We start from the raw sequence: 13,319 nt of genomic DNA, 5'->3' as shown, positions 1-13,319 counted from the left end.
GCTCGCGTGCGGCTGGTTTTTACCCCTGCGCGACCTTGGCCGTGGACGGGTCAATCCAGCCAATATTCCCGTCCGGCCGGCGATAGACGATGTTGAGATGGTCGTTTCCGGCATTGCGGAAGACCAGGACCGGGCTGTCCTTGGTGTCGAGTTCGATCACTGCTGACGCCACCGACATGGTCCGCAGCGTCATGGTCGATTCGGCGACGATGGCCGGCGCGAAATTCTCCGGTATGTCCTCCTCGTCGTCGGCAAGCGGCGCCATCACCGTATAGGCGACGTCGGTGAGCTCGCCGTTGCTGTTGCCTGAATTGTGCGACTTCAGCCGGCGCTTGTAGCGCCTGAGGCGTGTTTCCAGACGGTCTGCCGCGGTATCGAAGGCAAGCGTTGGATCCTGGGCATCGCCGGTCGCCTGCAGCGAAGCACCGGAATCCAGCCGGATCATGCAATCGGCCGTGTAGCGCGACCCCGATTTGACGACTACGATTTGCCCTGAAAAGCCCCGATCGAAATATTTCCCGATCACTTCGCCGACACGGTCGTTGATGCGCGTACGGAACGCATCGCCGATATCCATGTGTTTTCCCGATATGCGCAGTGTCATCTGAAAACTGACCTTCCTTGCTCAGGCTTCAAACTGTCCCGAGTTTATACTCGTGGTCCGTGCGCACAAGCTTTTGCGGCGTCACTTGCGCCGATTTTAGATCCGAACTTTCCGGTTGATCACAAGCCGCCTTCTTGGCCGTCCCGTGGCCTACGTCGTGACGGACCATCTCTCGTGCGGGCATCAGCGAACTCAAATCCACTCGCCAGCCCGTCTCATGCGGGCGGGCTTCTAGCCACTTCGTTGCCGCTTGTCAATGAAGGGCGAAAGCCGTGGAAATTCCGCCGGAGCTCAACGGCCGGCGCTGGCCAAAGCGCGTTTTTCGCGCCGCCGCTGCACCGAAGAGGGTATGTTCATGCCTTCCCGGTATTTGGCCACCGTGCGCCTGGCGATGTCGACGCCGCTTTCCCGCAGCATGTCCACGATGGCATCGTCGGAAAGCACATCGACGGCTTTCTCCTCGTCGATCAACTGCTTTATGCGGTCGCGCACCGCTTCCGACGAATGCGCATCGCCGCCACCAGACGAAGCGATCGAGGCGGTGAAGAAATAGCGCAGCTCGAACACACCGCGCGGCGTCAGCATGTATTTGTTTGCCGTGACCCGGCTGACCGTTGATTCGTGCATGCCGATGGCGTCCGCCACCGTGCGCAGGTTGAGCGGCTTCAGGTGCCGCACGCCGTGGACGAGAAAAGCGTCCTGCTGGCGCACGATCTCGGAGGCCACCTTGAGAATGGTCTTCGCCCGCTGGTCGAGGCTGCGCGTGAGCCAGTTGGCGTTCTGCAGGCATTCGGCGAGGAAATCCTTTTCGGCCTGGTTTTTCGCATGCGGCGTGACCTGGGCGAAATAGATGTGATCGACCAGTACACGCGGCAGCGTCTCGGCATTGAGTTCGACCGTCCAGCTGCCGTCATTGGCTGCGCGCACCTCAACGTCGGCCACGATCGCATCGCTGGCACCGCGCGAAAACGCCATTCCCGGCCGCGGGTCGAGCGCCCGGATCTCAGCCAGCATGTCGAGCAGATCCTCCTCGTCGACACCGCAAATCCGCTTCAGCGTCTGGAAATCGCGACGTGCCAGAAGTTCGAGATTGGCGATCAGCGCCTTCATCGCCGGATCGAGCCGGTCGCGCACGGCAAGCTGCAGCAACAGGCATTCGGCGAGGTCGCGGGCGAAGATGCCGGCCGGCTCGAATGTCTGGCAGACCGCCAGGACCTTTGCCACCGCCGTGGCGTCCGCGCCGAGGCGGGCCGCGATCTCGGCCATGTCGGCACGCATGTAGCCGGCCTCGTCGAGGCCGTCGGCAAGCTCGCTAGCGATCAGGCGCGTCGCCGGATCGGCAAAGGCGAGCGCCACCTGCTCGCCGACATGGTCGCGCAGCGTGATGGCAGCCGCCGCCATATCCGCGACGTCGAAGCCGTCGGAGGAAGAGGTGGAACCGTTGCCGGACGCCGATTTCCATTGCGCCGTCAGGTCGGGCCCGAGCCGCTCGCTCGTACCAGGATCGTCGGGAAACAGGTTTTCCAGCGACGTATCGAGCTTTTCCGAGATCGCCTCGGCGCTCCACGCCGTCTCCGCTTCGAACCAGTCGCCGTCGGCAGCCGGTTCCGGTGCAGCGTCGCCCTTCTGCGCCTGGTCGCTGGCGGCGTCCTCCTGCGGTTCGGCGCGTTCCAGCAGGGGATTGCGTTCGATCTCGTCGTCGATGAAGCGTTCCAGCTCGAGATGGGTGAACTGCAGCAGGCGGATCGACTGCATCAGCTGCGGCGTCATCACCAGCGACTGCGACTGTCGTAGCTGTAGTTTTGCCGCCAACGCCATGGTTCGGTTTCAAACGCTCCGTCTACGCACCCGCACTGCTGGAAGGAATTTTCCAGGCCAGCATAGAAACTGGCCCGGCTTTTGCTTGTCAAGGCGAGGAGCGGTAAAACTCGCCTGCCGGCGCGTTTTCAGGCAGAAAATTGAAGAAAAAGCTGCTGGACTACGCCGGAAATCCCGCTCGAACCGGAATTTCGCACTTAGAGCGTAAATCCCTCGCCGAGATAAAGCCGCCGCACATCGGCATTTGCCACCACTTCGTCGGCACGCCCATGGGTCAGCACCTGGCCGGCATGGATGATGTAGGCGCGGTCGATCAGGCCAAGCGTCTCGCGGACATTATGGTCGGTGATCAGCACGCCGATGCCACGTGCCGTCAAGTGGCGCACGAGCTGCTGGATGTCGGCGACGGCGATCGGATCGATGCCGGCGAAAGGTTCGTCGAGCAGCATGTAGGCAGGGCGGGTTGCCAACGCACGAGCAATTTCGAGGCGTCGCCGCTCACCGCCGGAGAGCGACAGCGACGGAGCCTTGCGCAGATGGCTAATATGGAATTCCTCGAGCAATTCGTCGAGCAGGCGCTCACGCTCCTTGCGGCTCTTTTCGACCACTTCGAGCACGGCCCGGATGTTTTGCTCGACATTCAGGCCGCGAAAAATCGAGGCTTCCTGCGGCAGATAGCCGATGCCGAGACGAGCGCGGCGATACATCGGCATCGACGTGACGTCGAAACCGTCAATTTCGATCGTGCCTTCATCGACCGGCACCAGGCCGGTCACCATGTAGAAACAGGTCGTCTTGCCGGCGCCGTTGGGGCCGAGCAGCCCAACCGCCTCGCCGGCGCGCACGCCCAGCGTCACGCCGCTGACGACTTTGCGGCCCTTGTAGCTTTTGGTCAGCCCTTTGGCGATCAAGGTTCCCTTGAACTTTGCCGCTTCGACGGTGATCCTGGCCGGTGCCGCAAGTTTGCTGGCGGCGCGCCCTGGAAGACGCGCCAGCAGCGACGATATGCCGGTCATCAGGGTTTCGCTGCTCCAGACTTCGCAGGCGGCGTGATCGACATCATGACGCGGCCGCCGCAAGCGTCGACCTGGGCAAGGCCGCTCTTCATCTGCACGGTAAGCTTGCAGCCGACAAGCACGTTGTCGCCTTGCGAGAGCACGACCTTGCTGCCCGAAAGCACCAGCACTTCGGTCTTCATGTCGAAGGTGCCGCGGTCGCCAGTGGCAACCTGATTGTCCGATTTGATGTAGACCTTATCGTCGACCTCGAGATGGTCGATGTTGGCGGATCCGGTCATTGCCGCGGCACCCGCGGGCTGGGCGCCTTTAGCGGCGCCTGCATCCCTGACGTAATAGACCGTCATTTTGCCGGCCTTGAGCACGGTTGGACCCTGGACGACGTTGACGTTGCCGGTGAAGACGGCGACGCTTTCCGCCTGGCGCACCTCGAGCTTGTCGCTTTCGATCTGGATAGGCTTGTCGCCCGACAGCCTGAGGCCGGACATTTGGCTGGTGGCACTGGATTGGGCCAGCGACGGCGCCGTCCCGAAGGTCAGCCCCAAGGGCAACCCAAGCGTCAACGCCGAAATCGCGGCGAGGCGCCGTGCCGAACTACTGAACCGCATTGGTCTCTCCGCTCTTTGCCTCTGCCGCCTTCAAACTGGCGGGATCGATGTCGACGCGCACCTTGTTCTCGAAAACCAGGACCTTGCCATTGTCCTGGACCGACATCGAATCCGCCCTGATCCGCGACCCGCCGCGGCTGACATCGACGGGCTCGCTTGTCTTCATAGTGCCTTCGCCCATGTCGAGATAGACTGATTTGAATTTTGCCACCACACCATCCGTGGTCGACACGGTCACGTCGCTGGTCAGGCTGAGCGTGTTGCCGTCGCGATCGTAGGTGCCGTGCGTGGCATCGATGGCGGCCGTGTTGTCGGCCGCAATCGGCAGCTTGGCCTTGATGCCTTCCAGATCGATGATGCCCTGTTTGCTGACATCCTGTATGGCGCGCAGGGCTGTCATCGAATAGGGCAGGTTCTGTTTGGTGAAGCCGTTGAGCTTGGGGTTGGCCATCACCAGCTTGCCATCGGCAAAAGCGCCGCCGTCGGCCTGCACCTCGATTGCAACGGGAGCCATGAGATAGGAATAGACCGGAAACGCGACCGCGATCACGGCAGCGACCAGCGGCACGGCCAGCTTGAGGATCCGGACCCGGCGCGAATGACGCTGCGCAATGTCAAACGCGTCGACCCGCGCCCGGCCTGCGGCCTTGGGAGCCAACTCCGTCTCGGTGTTGGTCGGTTCGATTGGTCCCGCTAACATGACTGCTTCTTCTAAACCCCTGCCCGCCAGGCCGCCCTATAGGTGGGGTGCCGGCGCCCTCAAGCAAGCACAAGCCGAGGAAAACCGCAAAAATGTGACAGCCGCCCCTGTACTATGAAAATGGCCCCAGCGCAGCCTGTACCTCATACCAGATATGGGGGCACAGTGTTAGAGCCTGTGGAACGTGACAGGTTGAGGCTTGCCGCGAATGCCTAACGGCCTTTGGCGCAAGGCCGTCAGGAAACGGTAGCCGGGCGCCAATGGTTGCTTTAAAAGCATCTGCTCCCACCGACTACGAGGCTGACCATGGCATTGAGAGCCGACGACCTGATCGACCGCCGCCGCTTGCGCCGCAAGCTGACATTCTGGCGTGTTGCGGCGATCATCGTCGCCGCAGCCGGGCTGATCGCCTTTTCGGCGTGGATCTATGGTGACGACTTCACCGGCGCGGCTGTCGACCACATCGCCAAGGTCAAGATCGAAGGTACCATCACCGAAGACGAAGAACTGATCAAGCGGCTGGAGGCCATCCGTCAGTCGCCGCGCGTCAAGGCTGTGATCCTGTCGATCGATTCACCCGGCGGCACCACCGTCGGTGGCGAGTCGATCTATGAGGCAGTGCGCAAGCTCGCCGCCGACAAGCCGGTGGTGGCCGAGGTGGGCACGCTCGCGGCTTCGGCGGGCTACATGATCGCCACTGCGGCCGACCATATTGTCGCACGCAAATCCTCGATCGTCGGGTCGATCGGCGTGCTGATCCAGTACCCGGACGTCAGCGGCCTCATGGACAAGCTCGGCGTCAAGCTGGAGGAGGTGAAATCTTCGCCCTTGAAGGCCTCGCCTTCTCCCTTCAAGCCGACCAATGACGATGAGCGCGCCATGGTCCGCAAGCTCATCCTCGACAGCTACGACTGGTTCGTCGGCATCGTCGCCGAGCGCCGCAACATGACCAAGCCGGAGGCGCTGGCGCTCGCAGACGGGTCGATCTTCACCGGCCGGCAGGCGGTCACCAACAAATTGATCGACGCGGTCGGCGGCGAGGCCGAAGCGATCGACTGGCTTGCAGGCAAGGGTGTCGATGCCAAGCTCAAGGTGGTGGAATGGAAGGACACGGAAAAACGTGGTGGTTTTCTGTTCTCCAAGGCGATGGCGCAGACCGTCGGCGCTGCGCTTGGCCTGCCCGGCCATGGCGGCGACGTCCTTCACGAAATTGGAGTGGACCGCTTGTTTCTTGACGGTCTCGTTTCCGTCTGGCACCCTTGAGGAACCGCTTGGGACGAGTGAAAAAGCAAATAAAATCATTCTGATAATTTCGGCGGCACTGCTTTCACGGGGAGCCTTTTCATGATCAAATCCGAACTTGTGCAGATCATCGCCACGCGCAATCCGCATCTTTTCCTGCGCGACGTCGAAAACATTGTCAGCGCCATCTTCGATGAAATCACCGACGCGCTTGCCGAGGGCAACCGGGTCGAGTTGCGCGGCTTCGGCGCGTTTTCGGTGAAAAACCGCCCTGCCCGCACAGGCCGCAACCCGCGCACCGGCGAATCCGTAGAGGTCGAGGAGAAATGGGTACCGTTCTTCAAGACCGGCAAGGAATTGCGTGAAAGGCTGAACGGAGGCAAATAGGCGCGGCACCCGCCACCGCTCCTGCCTTTTCTTCCGAACGGAAAAACATGTTCAATCGCTTTCTCCTCATCGTGGTTTTCGTGCCGCTGGCCGTCATCCTGATTGCGTTGGCCGTCGCCAACCGCGAACCGGTGGCCTTCACACTCGATCCGTTCAATCCCGGCAATCCGGCGCTGACGCTGACCGTGCCGCTCTTCATTTTCCTGTTCCTGGCGCTGGCCATCGGTATGATCGTCGGCAGCCTGGCGACCTGGATCAAGCAGGGCCGCTACCGCAAGCTGGCGCGCCAGCGCGGCGCCGAGGCCGAGAACCTGCGTCAGGCGGTCAGCCGTGCGCCCACCGCGTCGCAGGGCCCGGCCTTGCCGAAGCCGATGAACTGAGCCGCGGCTCCCTGAAGCGCAGCTGGCCTATTTCTCTACGGAGCCTTTCATGCTGACGATTTCCGCCGCCGAGGTCGACCGCGCGCTGACCTTTTCCGGGCTGGTCGAGACGTTGCGCGCCGCTTTTCGCGACGGCGCCGTGCAGCCGGTCAGGCACCATCACACGGTCGAGCGGCCCGATGGCGCCGCCTCGACGCTGCTTTTGATGCCGGCCTGGACCGACTTCAACGCAGCCGGCACCTCGGCCGATGGCCATATCGGCGTCAAGATCGTCACGGTGTCGCCCGACAACAATGCCATCGGCAAGCCCGCGGTGATGGGGCTTTACCTGTTGCTCGACGGCGCCACCGGCGAGCCGCAGGCGTTGATCGATGGCCAGAGGCTGACGCAGTGGCGCACGGCCTGCGCCTCGGCGCTGGCCGCCTCCTATCTGGCCCGCAAGGACGCATCGCGGCTGCTGGTGGTCGGCGCCGGCGCGCTGTCGCCATTCCTTGCAAAGGCGCATTCGACGGTGCGTCCGATCAAGAACATCCGCATCTGGAACCGCACGCCGGCCAATGCCGAAAAGGTCGCGGCAAAATTGCGTGCCGAGGGTTTTTCGGCCGAAGCAGCAGGCGATCTCGACGCCGAACTCGGAAAGGCCGATATCGTATCGTCGGCGACCATCACCACCACGCCCCTGATCACGGGGGCACTCTTGAAGCCCGGCGCCCATGTCGATCTGGTCGGCGGCTTCACACCGGCGATGCGCGAAAGCGACGACGACGCGATCGTACGCGCCCGCGTCTATGTCGACACCCGCGCCGGCGCCACCAAGGAAGCCGGCGATATCGTCCAGCCGCTGGCCTCCGGCGTTCTGAAGCCGGAAGCCATCGTCGCCGACCTCTATGAACTGGCGCGCGGCCAGAAAAAAGGCCGGCAGAACGACGACGAGATCACGCTGTTCAAGTCGGTCGGCGCAGCCCTCGAGGACCTCGCCGCCGGCATTGCCGTGTATCGGGCAAGAGTAGGGGAGTAGGGGAGTAGGGGAGTAGGGGAGTAGGGGAGTAGGGGAGTAGGGGAGTAGGAAACCGTACTGATCGTGCGGCGCCGCGCCAGCTATATTTCCTGTTATGTACTCACTTACTGCCTTACTGCCTTACTGCCCTACTCCCCTACTCCCCTACTGCCCTCCTCCCTTACTCCCTTTGCCAATAGACCCGCAGCCGGTGGCTGTCGGGATCAAGCGCGACGAAGGTGCGGCCGAAATCCATGTCGGTCGGCGTCTGCAGAATTTTCAGCCCGCGGCCGGCCCACTCGGCATGGGTGGCGTCGACGGCATCCGGCGTGTCCAGTGCAAAGACGATCTCGGCGCCGCCGCCTGCTGCGGCGGCGGCCGGCTCCACGGTGTGACGCGACCAGAGGCCGAGCTTGAAGCCGTTGTCGAGCACGAACAGCACGAAGGTCGGCGAGGTCTCGACCGGCTGCCGCCCAAGCAGCGCGCTGTAGAAGGCGCCGCTTTGCTCAGGCTTGTCGACATAGAGGATGACGAAATTGGGCGGTGTCATGAATTGCTCTCCAGATGGTTTCGACTGGAGGAGCATAGCGTACGCCACTGCCAGATTCTGGCAGCAGTCTTAACTGAGCAGCAGCCTTAGCTTGGCGTGTCGAGCGTCGCCCGCCATTCTTTGAGCAGCACCTGACGGCGGCGCGGATAGCGCATCTCGGTGGCGTTGAGGCCGGATATCCGATCGGCGCGAAAGTGCCTGAAATCCTGGCGCATCTCGCACCAGGCCGCGACGACGCGCACCTTGTCGAAGAAGCCGAGTGCGAATGGCCAGACGGTGCGCTCGGAGGCAGCGCCGCCGGCGTCGCGATAGACAAAGCTCAGCTTGCGCTCCTCGCGGATGGCCTGCCGCACCACGCCGAGATCGATGCCTTCGGTGACCGGGGTGCGCGACCCGACCAGCAGCGTCGAGGCATCGAGCTCTTCGCGCAAATCGTCCGGCAGCACCGCGGCGATCTTGGCCAGCGCGTCGGTGGCGGCGTTCGCAAGCCGCCAGTCCGGCTGCTTGGCCACCCAGCGCGAACCAAGCACGATCGCCTCGATCTCCTCATCGGTGAACATCAAGGGCGGCAGCATGAAGCCTGGCCTGAGCACGTAACCCAGCCCCGCCTCGCCCTCGATCGGCGCGCCCTGCCCCTGCAGCGTGGCGATGTCGCGATAAAGCGTGCGGATCGACACACCCATTTCGCCCGCAAGGCTGCGGCCGCTGACCGGCCGGCGATGCCGGCGCAGGATTTGGATCAGGTCGAGCAGGCGTTCGGCGCGGGACATGGATCGCAACCCGGTTGGATGGATGCCCAATTTGAATGGACGATAGTGCGCCTGCGGTTTCGGCGGCAAGCGAGATGATCGCCGACCGGAACGTCTGCGGTCTGACGCCGTTGTCTGGCCATTATGGATATACGCGGTTTTCTGTTGTTCTGGTCGGTTTTGACCGCCATCGTCGCTGCGCTCAGCCTTGGGCCGTCCTTCGCCCATGTGCTGGAATCGGTGCCGCGGCTGACCAGATGGTCGCCTTCGCTCTGGCGTGAAACCACTGTCTTCAACGCTCAGTTCCAATTCTTCGCGATTGTCGGCGCACCGCTGGACGTGGCGGCGATCGTCTGTCCGGGCCTTCTCGCCTGGATGCTGCGCAGCGACCGCCCGGCATTCTGGTGGGTTTTGGCCGCCACCGTACTTTATCTGATGGCGCTTGTGGCGTGGTTTGCGCTGGTCAAACCGGCAAACGATGTCCTGGCCACTTGGGTGCCTGGACCGATCCCGGACAATTTCGAAACTATCCGGAGCCGCTGGGAAACCGGCCATATGGTCGTCACCGGCTTCAAGGCCGTTGGTTTCATAGCGCTCGCAATCGGCCTGCTGTAGATCAGGCGCGGCTGATCAGGTTGCACACGTCGGCAGCCCTTTTGTTGCGCCGGTCAATGTGCTGTGGCAGAAGCGGCCAAGCCGCCTTCCGGAGATGCGCCTTCTTGAAACCTTTTCGCGACAAACGCCGCGACAGCCGCCCGTCCGCGAAGGGCGGGGCGGAGCAGCCGCGGCGGCGCGACACCGGCCTGACCGCCGGTTCGGAGCCTAAACTGCAGGACCGGTCCGAGCCGAAAGCCGCGCCACGCCTGCTCTCGCGCCGCGATGGCGCGCTGCCTGCCGAACATCTGCCGCTGATCCTCGAGGTCGGCCCCAATCAGGACTACGCGCTGCTCGACAGCGGCGCCGGAGAAAAACTCGAGCAATACGGCCCCTACCGCATCGTTCGGCCGGAGGGCCAGGCGATCTGGCAAAAGGCTTTGCCGGCCAGGGACTGGGAGCGCGCCGATGCCATTTTCACCGGCGATACCGACGAGGAAGGTATCGGCCGCTGGCGCTTCCCCAAGACGCCGCTCGGCGAGACCTGGCCGATGAAGCACGACGGCATCGACTATCTCGGCCGCTTCACGTCGTTTCGCCATGTCGGCGTCTTTCCCGAGCAGGCCTCGCACTGGGACCACATGGCCGGACTGATCGCGGCGGCAAAACGGCCTGTGAAGGTGCTGAACCTGTTCGGTTACACCGGCCTTGCCTCGCTGGTGGCGGCGCGTGCCGGCGCAGAGGTCACGCATGTCGATGCTTCCAAGAAGGCGATCGGCTGGGCGCGCGAAAACCAGGAGATGGCGGGCCTGTCGCAAAAGCCGATCCGCTGGATCGTCGACGATGCCGTGAAATTCGCCGAACGCGAGGAGCGCCGCGGCAGCCGCTACGACATCATCCTGTTCGACCCGCCCGCCTATGGCCGCGGACCGAAAGGCGAGGTCTGGCAGCTGTTCGAGGACCTGCCGGCGCTGACCGATATCTGCCGCGCGATCCTGACGCCGAAGCCGCTCGCCGTGGTACTGACCGCCTATTCGATCCGCGCCTCTTTTTTCGCCATCCATGCCCTGATGCGCGACACCTTCGCCGGCATGGGCGGCACGGTCGAATCGGGCGAATTGATCATCCGCGAGAAATCTGCCGGTCGGGCGCTGTCGACCTCGCTGTTCTCACGCTGGGTGGCCTGAATGAGTGCGTACGAACGGCACGCAGGAGCGCCAGGGCAGGTGAAGGAAGTCACCAGCCTCGCCAATCCGCTGGTCAAGGACATCAAGGCACTCGCGCTGAAGAAATTCCGTGACCAGCAGAATGCCTTCATGGCCGAAGGCCTGAAGCTGGTCATCGACGCGCTCGATCTCGGCTGGTCGATCAGGACATTGGTCTTCGCCAAGGCCGGGCGCGGCAATGCGGCGGTCGAAAAAGTCGCGGCGCGCACGGTTGCCGCCGGCGGCACCGTGCTCGAAGTTTCGGAAAAAGTGCTGATTGCCATCACCCGCCGCGACAATCCGCAAATGGTCGTCGGCGTGTTCTCGCAGAAATTCCTGCCGCTGAAAGACATCCGCGCCCGTGACGGCGACCTCTGGGTGGCGCTCGACCGGGTGCGCGACCCCGGCAATCTCGGCACCGTCATCCGCACGGTCGACGCCGTCGGCGCCAGAGGCGTCATACTGGTCGGCGAGACCACCGATCCCTTTTCGGTCGAGACGGTGCGCGCCACCATGGGCTCGATTTTCGCCGTGCCGGTCGCCAAGGCGACGCCCGAGGCTTTCCTCGCCTGGCAAAAGAGCTTTCCCGGCCTTGTCGCCGGCACCCATCTGAAGGGTGCGGTCGACTACCGCTCGGTCGATTTTTCAAAAGGCCCGGTGCTTTTGATGATGGGCAACGAGCAGCAAGGCCTGCCTGACGAGCTTGCCGCAAGCTGCGACAAGCTGCTGCGGATACCGCAGGCCGGCCGCGCCGATTCGCTCAACCTTGCGGTGGCCACCGGCGTCATGCTGTTCGAGATCCGGCGCGGCGCGCTGAAGCTCGGCCCGGAGGACGCCAGATCGTGACATCTCAAACCGTGAAACTGCAAACCATGAAGTCCTGGAGGCCGTATGCTCTTCTGGTCGTCGCCGCGATAGCGCTCGACCAGTGGCTGAAATATCTGGTCGAAACCGGCCTTGCCTTTCAGGAACGGCTCGACCTGCTGCCGTTCCTGGCGCTGTACCGCACCTACAACACCGGCATCGCGTTCTCGCTGTTTTCGTCCTTCGGCGACACCGGCCTGGTGGTCGTCGCGGTTCTGGTGGTCGCTTTCGTGCTCTATCTTGCGGCCCGCACGCCGCCCGGCCACCTGCTTGCCCGCATCGGCTTCGCACTGATCGTCGGCGGCGCGCTCGGCAACCTGATCGACCGCGCTGCCTATGGGCATGTCATCGACTATGTCCTGTTCCATACGCCGGTCTGGTCCTTCGCCGTCTTCAACCTCGCCGACGCCTTCATTTCGGTCGGTGCCGTGCTGGTCGTCTTCGATGAGCTCATTGGTTGGCGGCGCGGTACGTCGAGCGATTGACCTCACTCGCCTGGCGCCGCACATTCTGATCTGCAAGCCCGAGGAGAAAAAATGCCCGAAACCTTCAAAGCCATCCTCGTTTCGCGCGACGCCGAGAAAAACCAGTCGGTCGCGGTGACCGAGCTTATCGAGGCAGACCTGATGGAGGGCGACGTCACCGTCACGGTCGAGGCGACGACGGTGAACTACAAGGACGGTCTTGCGATTACCGGCAAGGCGCCGGTGATCCGCCGCTGGCCGCTGGTGCCGGGCATCGATTTCGCCGGCACCGTCATCTCGTCTTCCAATCCCGACTGGCGCAAGGGTGACAAGGTCATATTGAACGGATGGGGCGTCGGCGAGACGCATTTCGGCGCCTTTGCCGGACGCGCCCGCGTCAAGGGCGACTGGCTGGTGCCGCTGCCGGACGGAATGAGCCCGCATGATGCGATGGCGGTCGGCACCGCGGGCTACACCGCCATGCTTTGCGTCATCGCGCTGGAGCGCCACAGCATCGTGCCCGATCGCGGCCCGGTGGTGGTGACCGGCGCTGCCGGTGGCGTCGGCTCGGTCGCGGTCTCGATCCTGTCCAGCCTGGGATATCACGTCATCGCCTCGACCGGCCGCGCTGCCGAAAGCCCCTATCTGATCGACCTCGGCGCCGCGGAAGTGATTTCACGCGACGAGCTTGTCCAGCCGGCAAAACCGCTCGCCAAGGAACGCTGGGCCGGCGGCGTCGATGCGGTCGGCAGTTACACGCTGGCCAACGTCCTGTCGATGACCTCCTATGGCGGCGCCGTCGCCGCTTGCGGCCTTGCCGGCGGCATGGATCTGCCGGCAAGCGTCGCCCCCTTCATCCTGCGCGGCGTCTCGCTGCTCGGCATCGATTCGGTGATGGCGCCCAAGGCGGTCCGCCTCGAGGCCTGGCGCCGCATCGGCGCCGATCTCGATCACGCAAAGCTTGCCAGCCTCTCGACGAGCATCGGCTTCGACGGCATCATCGGCGCCGCGCATGACATCGTCGAGGGCAAGATCCGCGGCCGCGTGGTGGTGGATATGTGAGCCCCCAAAGGGACAAAAAAGAGCGCGACCGCTAAAATTCGAACGATCAACCACAACCTTCGATAAGCTCTGTCTGGCA

16 protein-coding genes are annotated in these 13,319 nt (G+C 63.5%); 9 read left to right on the top strand and 7 right to left on the bottom strand.

Features of this window, described 5'->3' with window-relative positions; all coding sequences use genetic code 11:
* Positions 1-19: 19 nt before the first annotated feature.
* The 5 genes from hpf to lptC all read right to left on the bottom strand — a co-directional run bounded on the left by hpf (position 20) and on the right by lptC (position 4,746).
* Entirely contained in the window at positions 20-604 is a 585-nt protein-coding gene (hpf, locus tag NKH13_RS03315) for a ribosome hibernation-promoting factor, HPF/YfiA family (RefSeq protein ID WP_023675267.1), read from the bottom strand.
* A gap of 291 nt (positions 605-895) precedes the next feature.
* Positions 896-2,422, bottom strand: a complete 1,527-nt coding sequence (gene rpoN, locus NKH13_RS03310; protein WP_352713817.1) for an RNA polymerase factor sigma-54 — start codon at positions 2,420-2,422, stop codon at positions 896-898.
* 197 nt (positions 2,423-2,619) lie between these two features.
* On the bottom strand, positions 2,620-3,438 hold the full coding sequence (lptB, locus tag NKH13_RS03305) for an LPS export ABC transporter ATP-binding protein (RefSeq protein ID WP_352910625.1): 819 nt from the start codon (positions 3,436-3,438) through the stop codon (positions 2,620-2,622).
* Complete coding sequence (locus NKH13_RS03300) at positions 3,438-4,046, bottom strand: LptA/OstA family protein (protein ID WP_292664963.1); 609 nt, start codon at positions 4,044-4,046, stop codon at positions 3,438-3,440. Before NKH13_RS03300 ends, lptB begins: the two co-directional genes overlap by 1 nt.
* Entirely contained in the window at positions 4,033-4,746 is a 714-nt protein-coding gene (lptC, locus tag NKH13_RS03295; protein WP_352910622.1) for an LPS export ABC transporter periplasmic protein LptC, read from the bottom strand. The genes NKH13_RS03300 and lptC overlap by 14 nt, the downstream gene beginning before the upstream one ends.
* Positions 4,747-5,052: 306 nt before the next feature.
* Between lptC and sppA the strand changes: the two genes are divergently transcribed.
* From sppA to lhpI, 4 genes are all read left to right on the top strand, one after another.
* Positions 5,053-6,009 carry a signal peptide peptidase SppA gene (gene sppA / locus NKH13_RS03290; RefSeq protein WP_292664965.1) on the top strand — a complete coding sequence of 319 codons (957 nt, stop codon included), beginning with the start codon at positions 5,053-5,055 and terminating at the stop codon, positions 6,007-6,009.
* Positions 6,010-6,090: 81 nt separating this feature from the next.
* On the top strand, positions 6,091-6,375 hold the full coding sequence (locus NKH13_RS03285; protein WP_023675261.1) for an integration host factor subunit beta: 285 nt from the start codon (positions 6,091-6,093) through the stop codon (positions 6,373-6,375).
* A gap of 47 nt (positions 6,376-6,422) precedes the next feature.
* Positions 6,423-6,755: a LapA family protein gene (locus NKH13_RS03280; protein ID WP_352910620.1), complete on the top strand. Its 333-nt coding sequence runs from the start codon at positions 6,423-6,425 to the stop codon at positions 6,753-6,755.
* A 49-nt stretch (positions 6,756-6,804) separates the two neighbouring features.
* Positions 6,805-7,773: a bifunctional Delta(1)-pyrroline-2-carboxylate/Delta(1)-piperideine-2-carboxylate reductase gene (gene lhpI, locus NKH13_RS03275; protein ID WP_352910619.1), complete on the top strand. Its 969-nt coding sequence runs from the start codon at positions 6,805-6,807 to the stop codon at positions 7,771-7,773.
* Positions 7,774-7,933: 160 nt separating this feature from the next.
* On the opposite strand, the gene NKH13_RS03270 is transcribed toward lhpI, so the two are convergent.
* Together NKH13_RS03270 and NKH13_RS03265 are read right to left on the bottom strand one after the other, a co-directional pair.
* Positions 7,934-8,302: a VOC family protein gene (locus NKH13_RS03270; RefSeq protein ID WP_352910617.1), complete on the bottom strand. Its 369-nt coding sequence runs from the start codon at positions 8,300-8,302 to the stop codon at positions 7,934-7,936.
* Between the two features lie 86 nt (positions 8,303-8,388).
* A complete protein-coding gene (locus NKH13_RS03265) occupies positions 8,389-9,072 on the bottom strand; it encodes a helix-turn-helix transcriptional regulator (RefSeq protein ID WP_352910614.1) in 684 nt (227 codons plus the stop codon).
* Between the two features lie 123 nt (positions 9,073-9,195).
* Between NKH13_RS03265 and NKH13_RS03260 the strand changes: the two genes are divergently transcribed.
* The 5 genes from NKH13_RS03260 to acuI all read left to right on the top strand — a co-directional run bounded on the left by NKH13_RS03260 (position 9,196) and on the right by acuI (position 13,240).
* Complete coding sequence (locus NKH13_RS03260) at positions 9,196-9,666, top strand: anthrone oxygenase family protein (RefSeq protein WP_352910612.1); 471 nt, start codon at positions 9,196-9,198, stop codon at positions 9,664-9,666.
* 104 nt (positions 9,667-9,770) lie between these two features.
* Entirely contained in the window at positions 9,771-10,832 is a 1,062-nt protein-coding gene (locus NKH13_RS03255) for an RsmD family RNA methyltransferase (protein WP_352910610.1), read from the top strand.
* Positions 10,833-11,696 (top strand): TrmH family RNA methyltransferase, encoded by an 864-nt coding sequence (locus NKH13_RS03250; RefSeq protein ID WP_352910608.1) that lies wholly within the window; start codon positions 10,833-10,835, stop codon positions 11,694-11,696.
* Between the two features lie 26 nt (positions 11,697-11,722).
* A complete protein-coding gene (gene lspA / locus NKH13_RS03245) occupies positions 11,723-12,199 on the top strand; it encodes a signal peptidase II (protein WP_352910793.1) in 477 nt (158 codons plus the stop codon).
* 51 nt (positions 12,200-12,250) lie between these two features.
* On the top strand, positions 12,251-13,240 hold the full coding sequence (gene acuI, locus NKH13_RS03240; protein ID WP_352910605.1) for an acrylyl-CoA reductase (NADPH): 990 nt from the start codon (positions 12,251-12,253) through the stop codon (positions 13,238-13,240).
* The last annotated feature ends 79 nt before the right edge of the window (positions 13,241-13,319 follow it).

The organism is Mesorhizobium sp. M1348, assembly GCF_040317925.1.
Classification (GTDB): domain Bacteria; phylum Pseudomonadota; class Alphaproteobacteria; order Rhizobiales; family Rhizobiaceae; genus Mesorhizobium.
Note: the sequence above shows the minus strand (reverse complement) of the source record. Positions and strands in the feature narration are given on the sequence as shown.

What these genes read in the sequence shown, in the direction of transcription:
- lptB (WP_352910625.1), bottom strand. Translation starts at nt 3,438, where the DNA reads ATGACCGGCATATCGTCGCTGCTGGCGCGTCTTCCAGGGCGCGCCGCC.
- acuI (WP_352910605.1), top strand. Translation starts at nt 12,251, where the DNA reads ATGCCCGAAACCTTCAAAGCCATCCTCGTTTCGCGCGACGCCGAGAAA.
- NKH13_RS03260 (WP_352910612.1), top strand. Translation starts at nt 9,196, where the DNA reads ATGGATATACGCGGTTTTCTGTTGTTCTGGTCGGTTTTGACCGCCATC.
- lptC (WP_352910622.1), bottom strand. Translation starts at nt 4,746, where the DNA reads ATGTTAGCGGGACCAATCGAACCGACCAACACCGAGACGGAGTTGGCT.
- NKH13_RS03280 (WP_352910620.1), top strand. Translation starts at nt 6,423, where the DNA reads ATGTTCAATCGCTTTCTCCTCATCGTGGTTTTCGTGCCGCTGGCCGTC.
- NKH13_RS03300 (WP_292664963.1), bottom strand. Translation starts at nt 4,046, where the DNA reads ATGCGGTTCAGTAGTTCGGCACGGCGCCTCGCCGCGATTTCGGCGTTG.
- rpoN (WP_352713817.1), bottom strand. Translation starts at nt 2,422, where the DNA reads ATGGCGTTGGCGGCAAAACTACAGCTACGACAGTCGCAGTCGCTGGTG.
- lhpI (WP_352910619.1), top strand. Translation starts at nt 6,805, where the DNA reads ATGCTGACGATTTCCGCCGCCGAGGTCGACCGCGCGCTGACCTTTTCC.
- sppA (WP_292664965.1), top strand. Translation starts at nt 5,053, where the DNA reads ATGGCATTGAGAGCCGACGACCTGATCGACCGCCGCCGCTTGCGCCGC.
- lspA (WP_352910793.1), top strand. Translation starts at nt 11,723, where the DNA reads ATGAAGTCCTGGAGGCCGTATGCTCTTCTGGTCGTCGCCGCGATAGCG.
- NKH13_RS03250 (WP_352910608.1), top strand. Translation starts at nt 10,833, where the DNA reads ATGAGTGCGTACGAACGGCACGCAGGAGCGCCAGGGCAGGTGAAGGAA.
- hpf (WP_023675267.1), bottom strand. Translation starts at nt 604, where the DNA reads ATGACACTGCGCATATCGGGAAAACACATGGATATCGGCGATGCGTTC.
- NKH13_RS03265 (WP_352910614.1), bottom strand. Translation starts at nt 9,072, where the DNA reads ATGTCCCGCGCCGAACGCCTGCTCGACCTGATCCAAATCCTGCGCCGG.
- NKH13_RS03270 (WP_352910617.1), bottom strand. Translation starts at nt 8,302, where the DNA reads ATGACACCGCCCAATTTCGTCATCCTCTATGTCGACAAGCCTGAGCAA.
- NKH13_RS03285 (WP_023675261.1), top strand. Translation starts at nt 6,091, where the DNA reads ATGATCAAATCCGAACTTGTGCAGATCATCGCCACGCGCAATCCGCAT.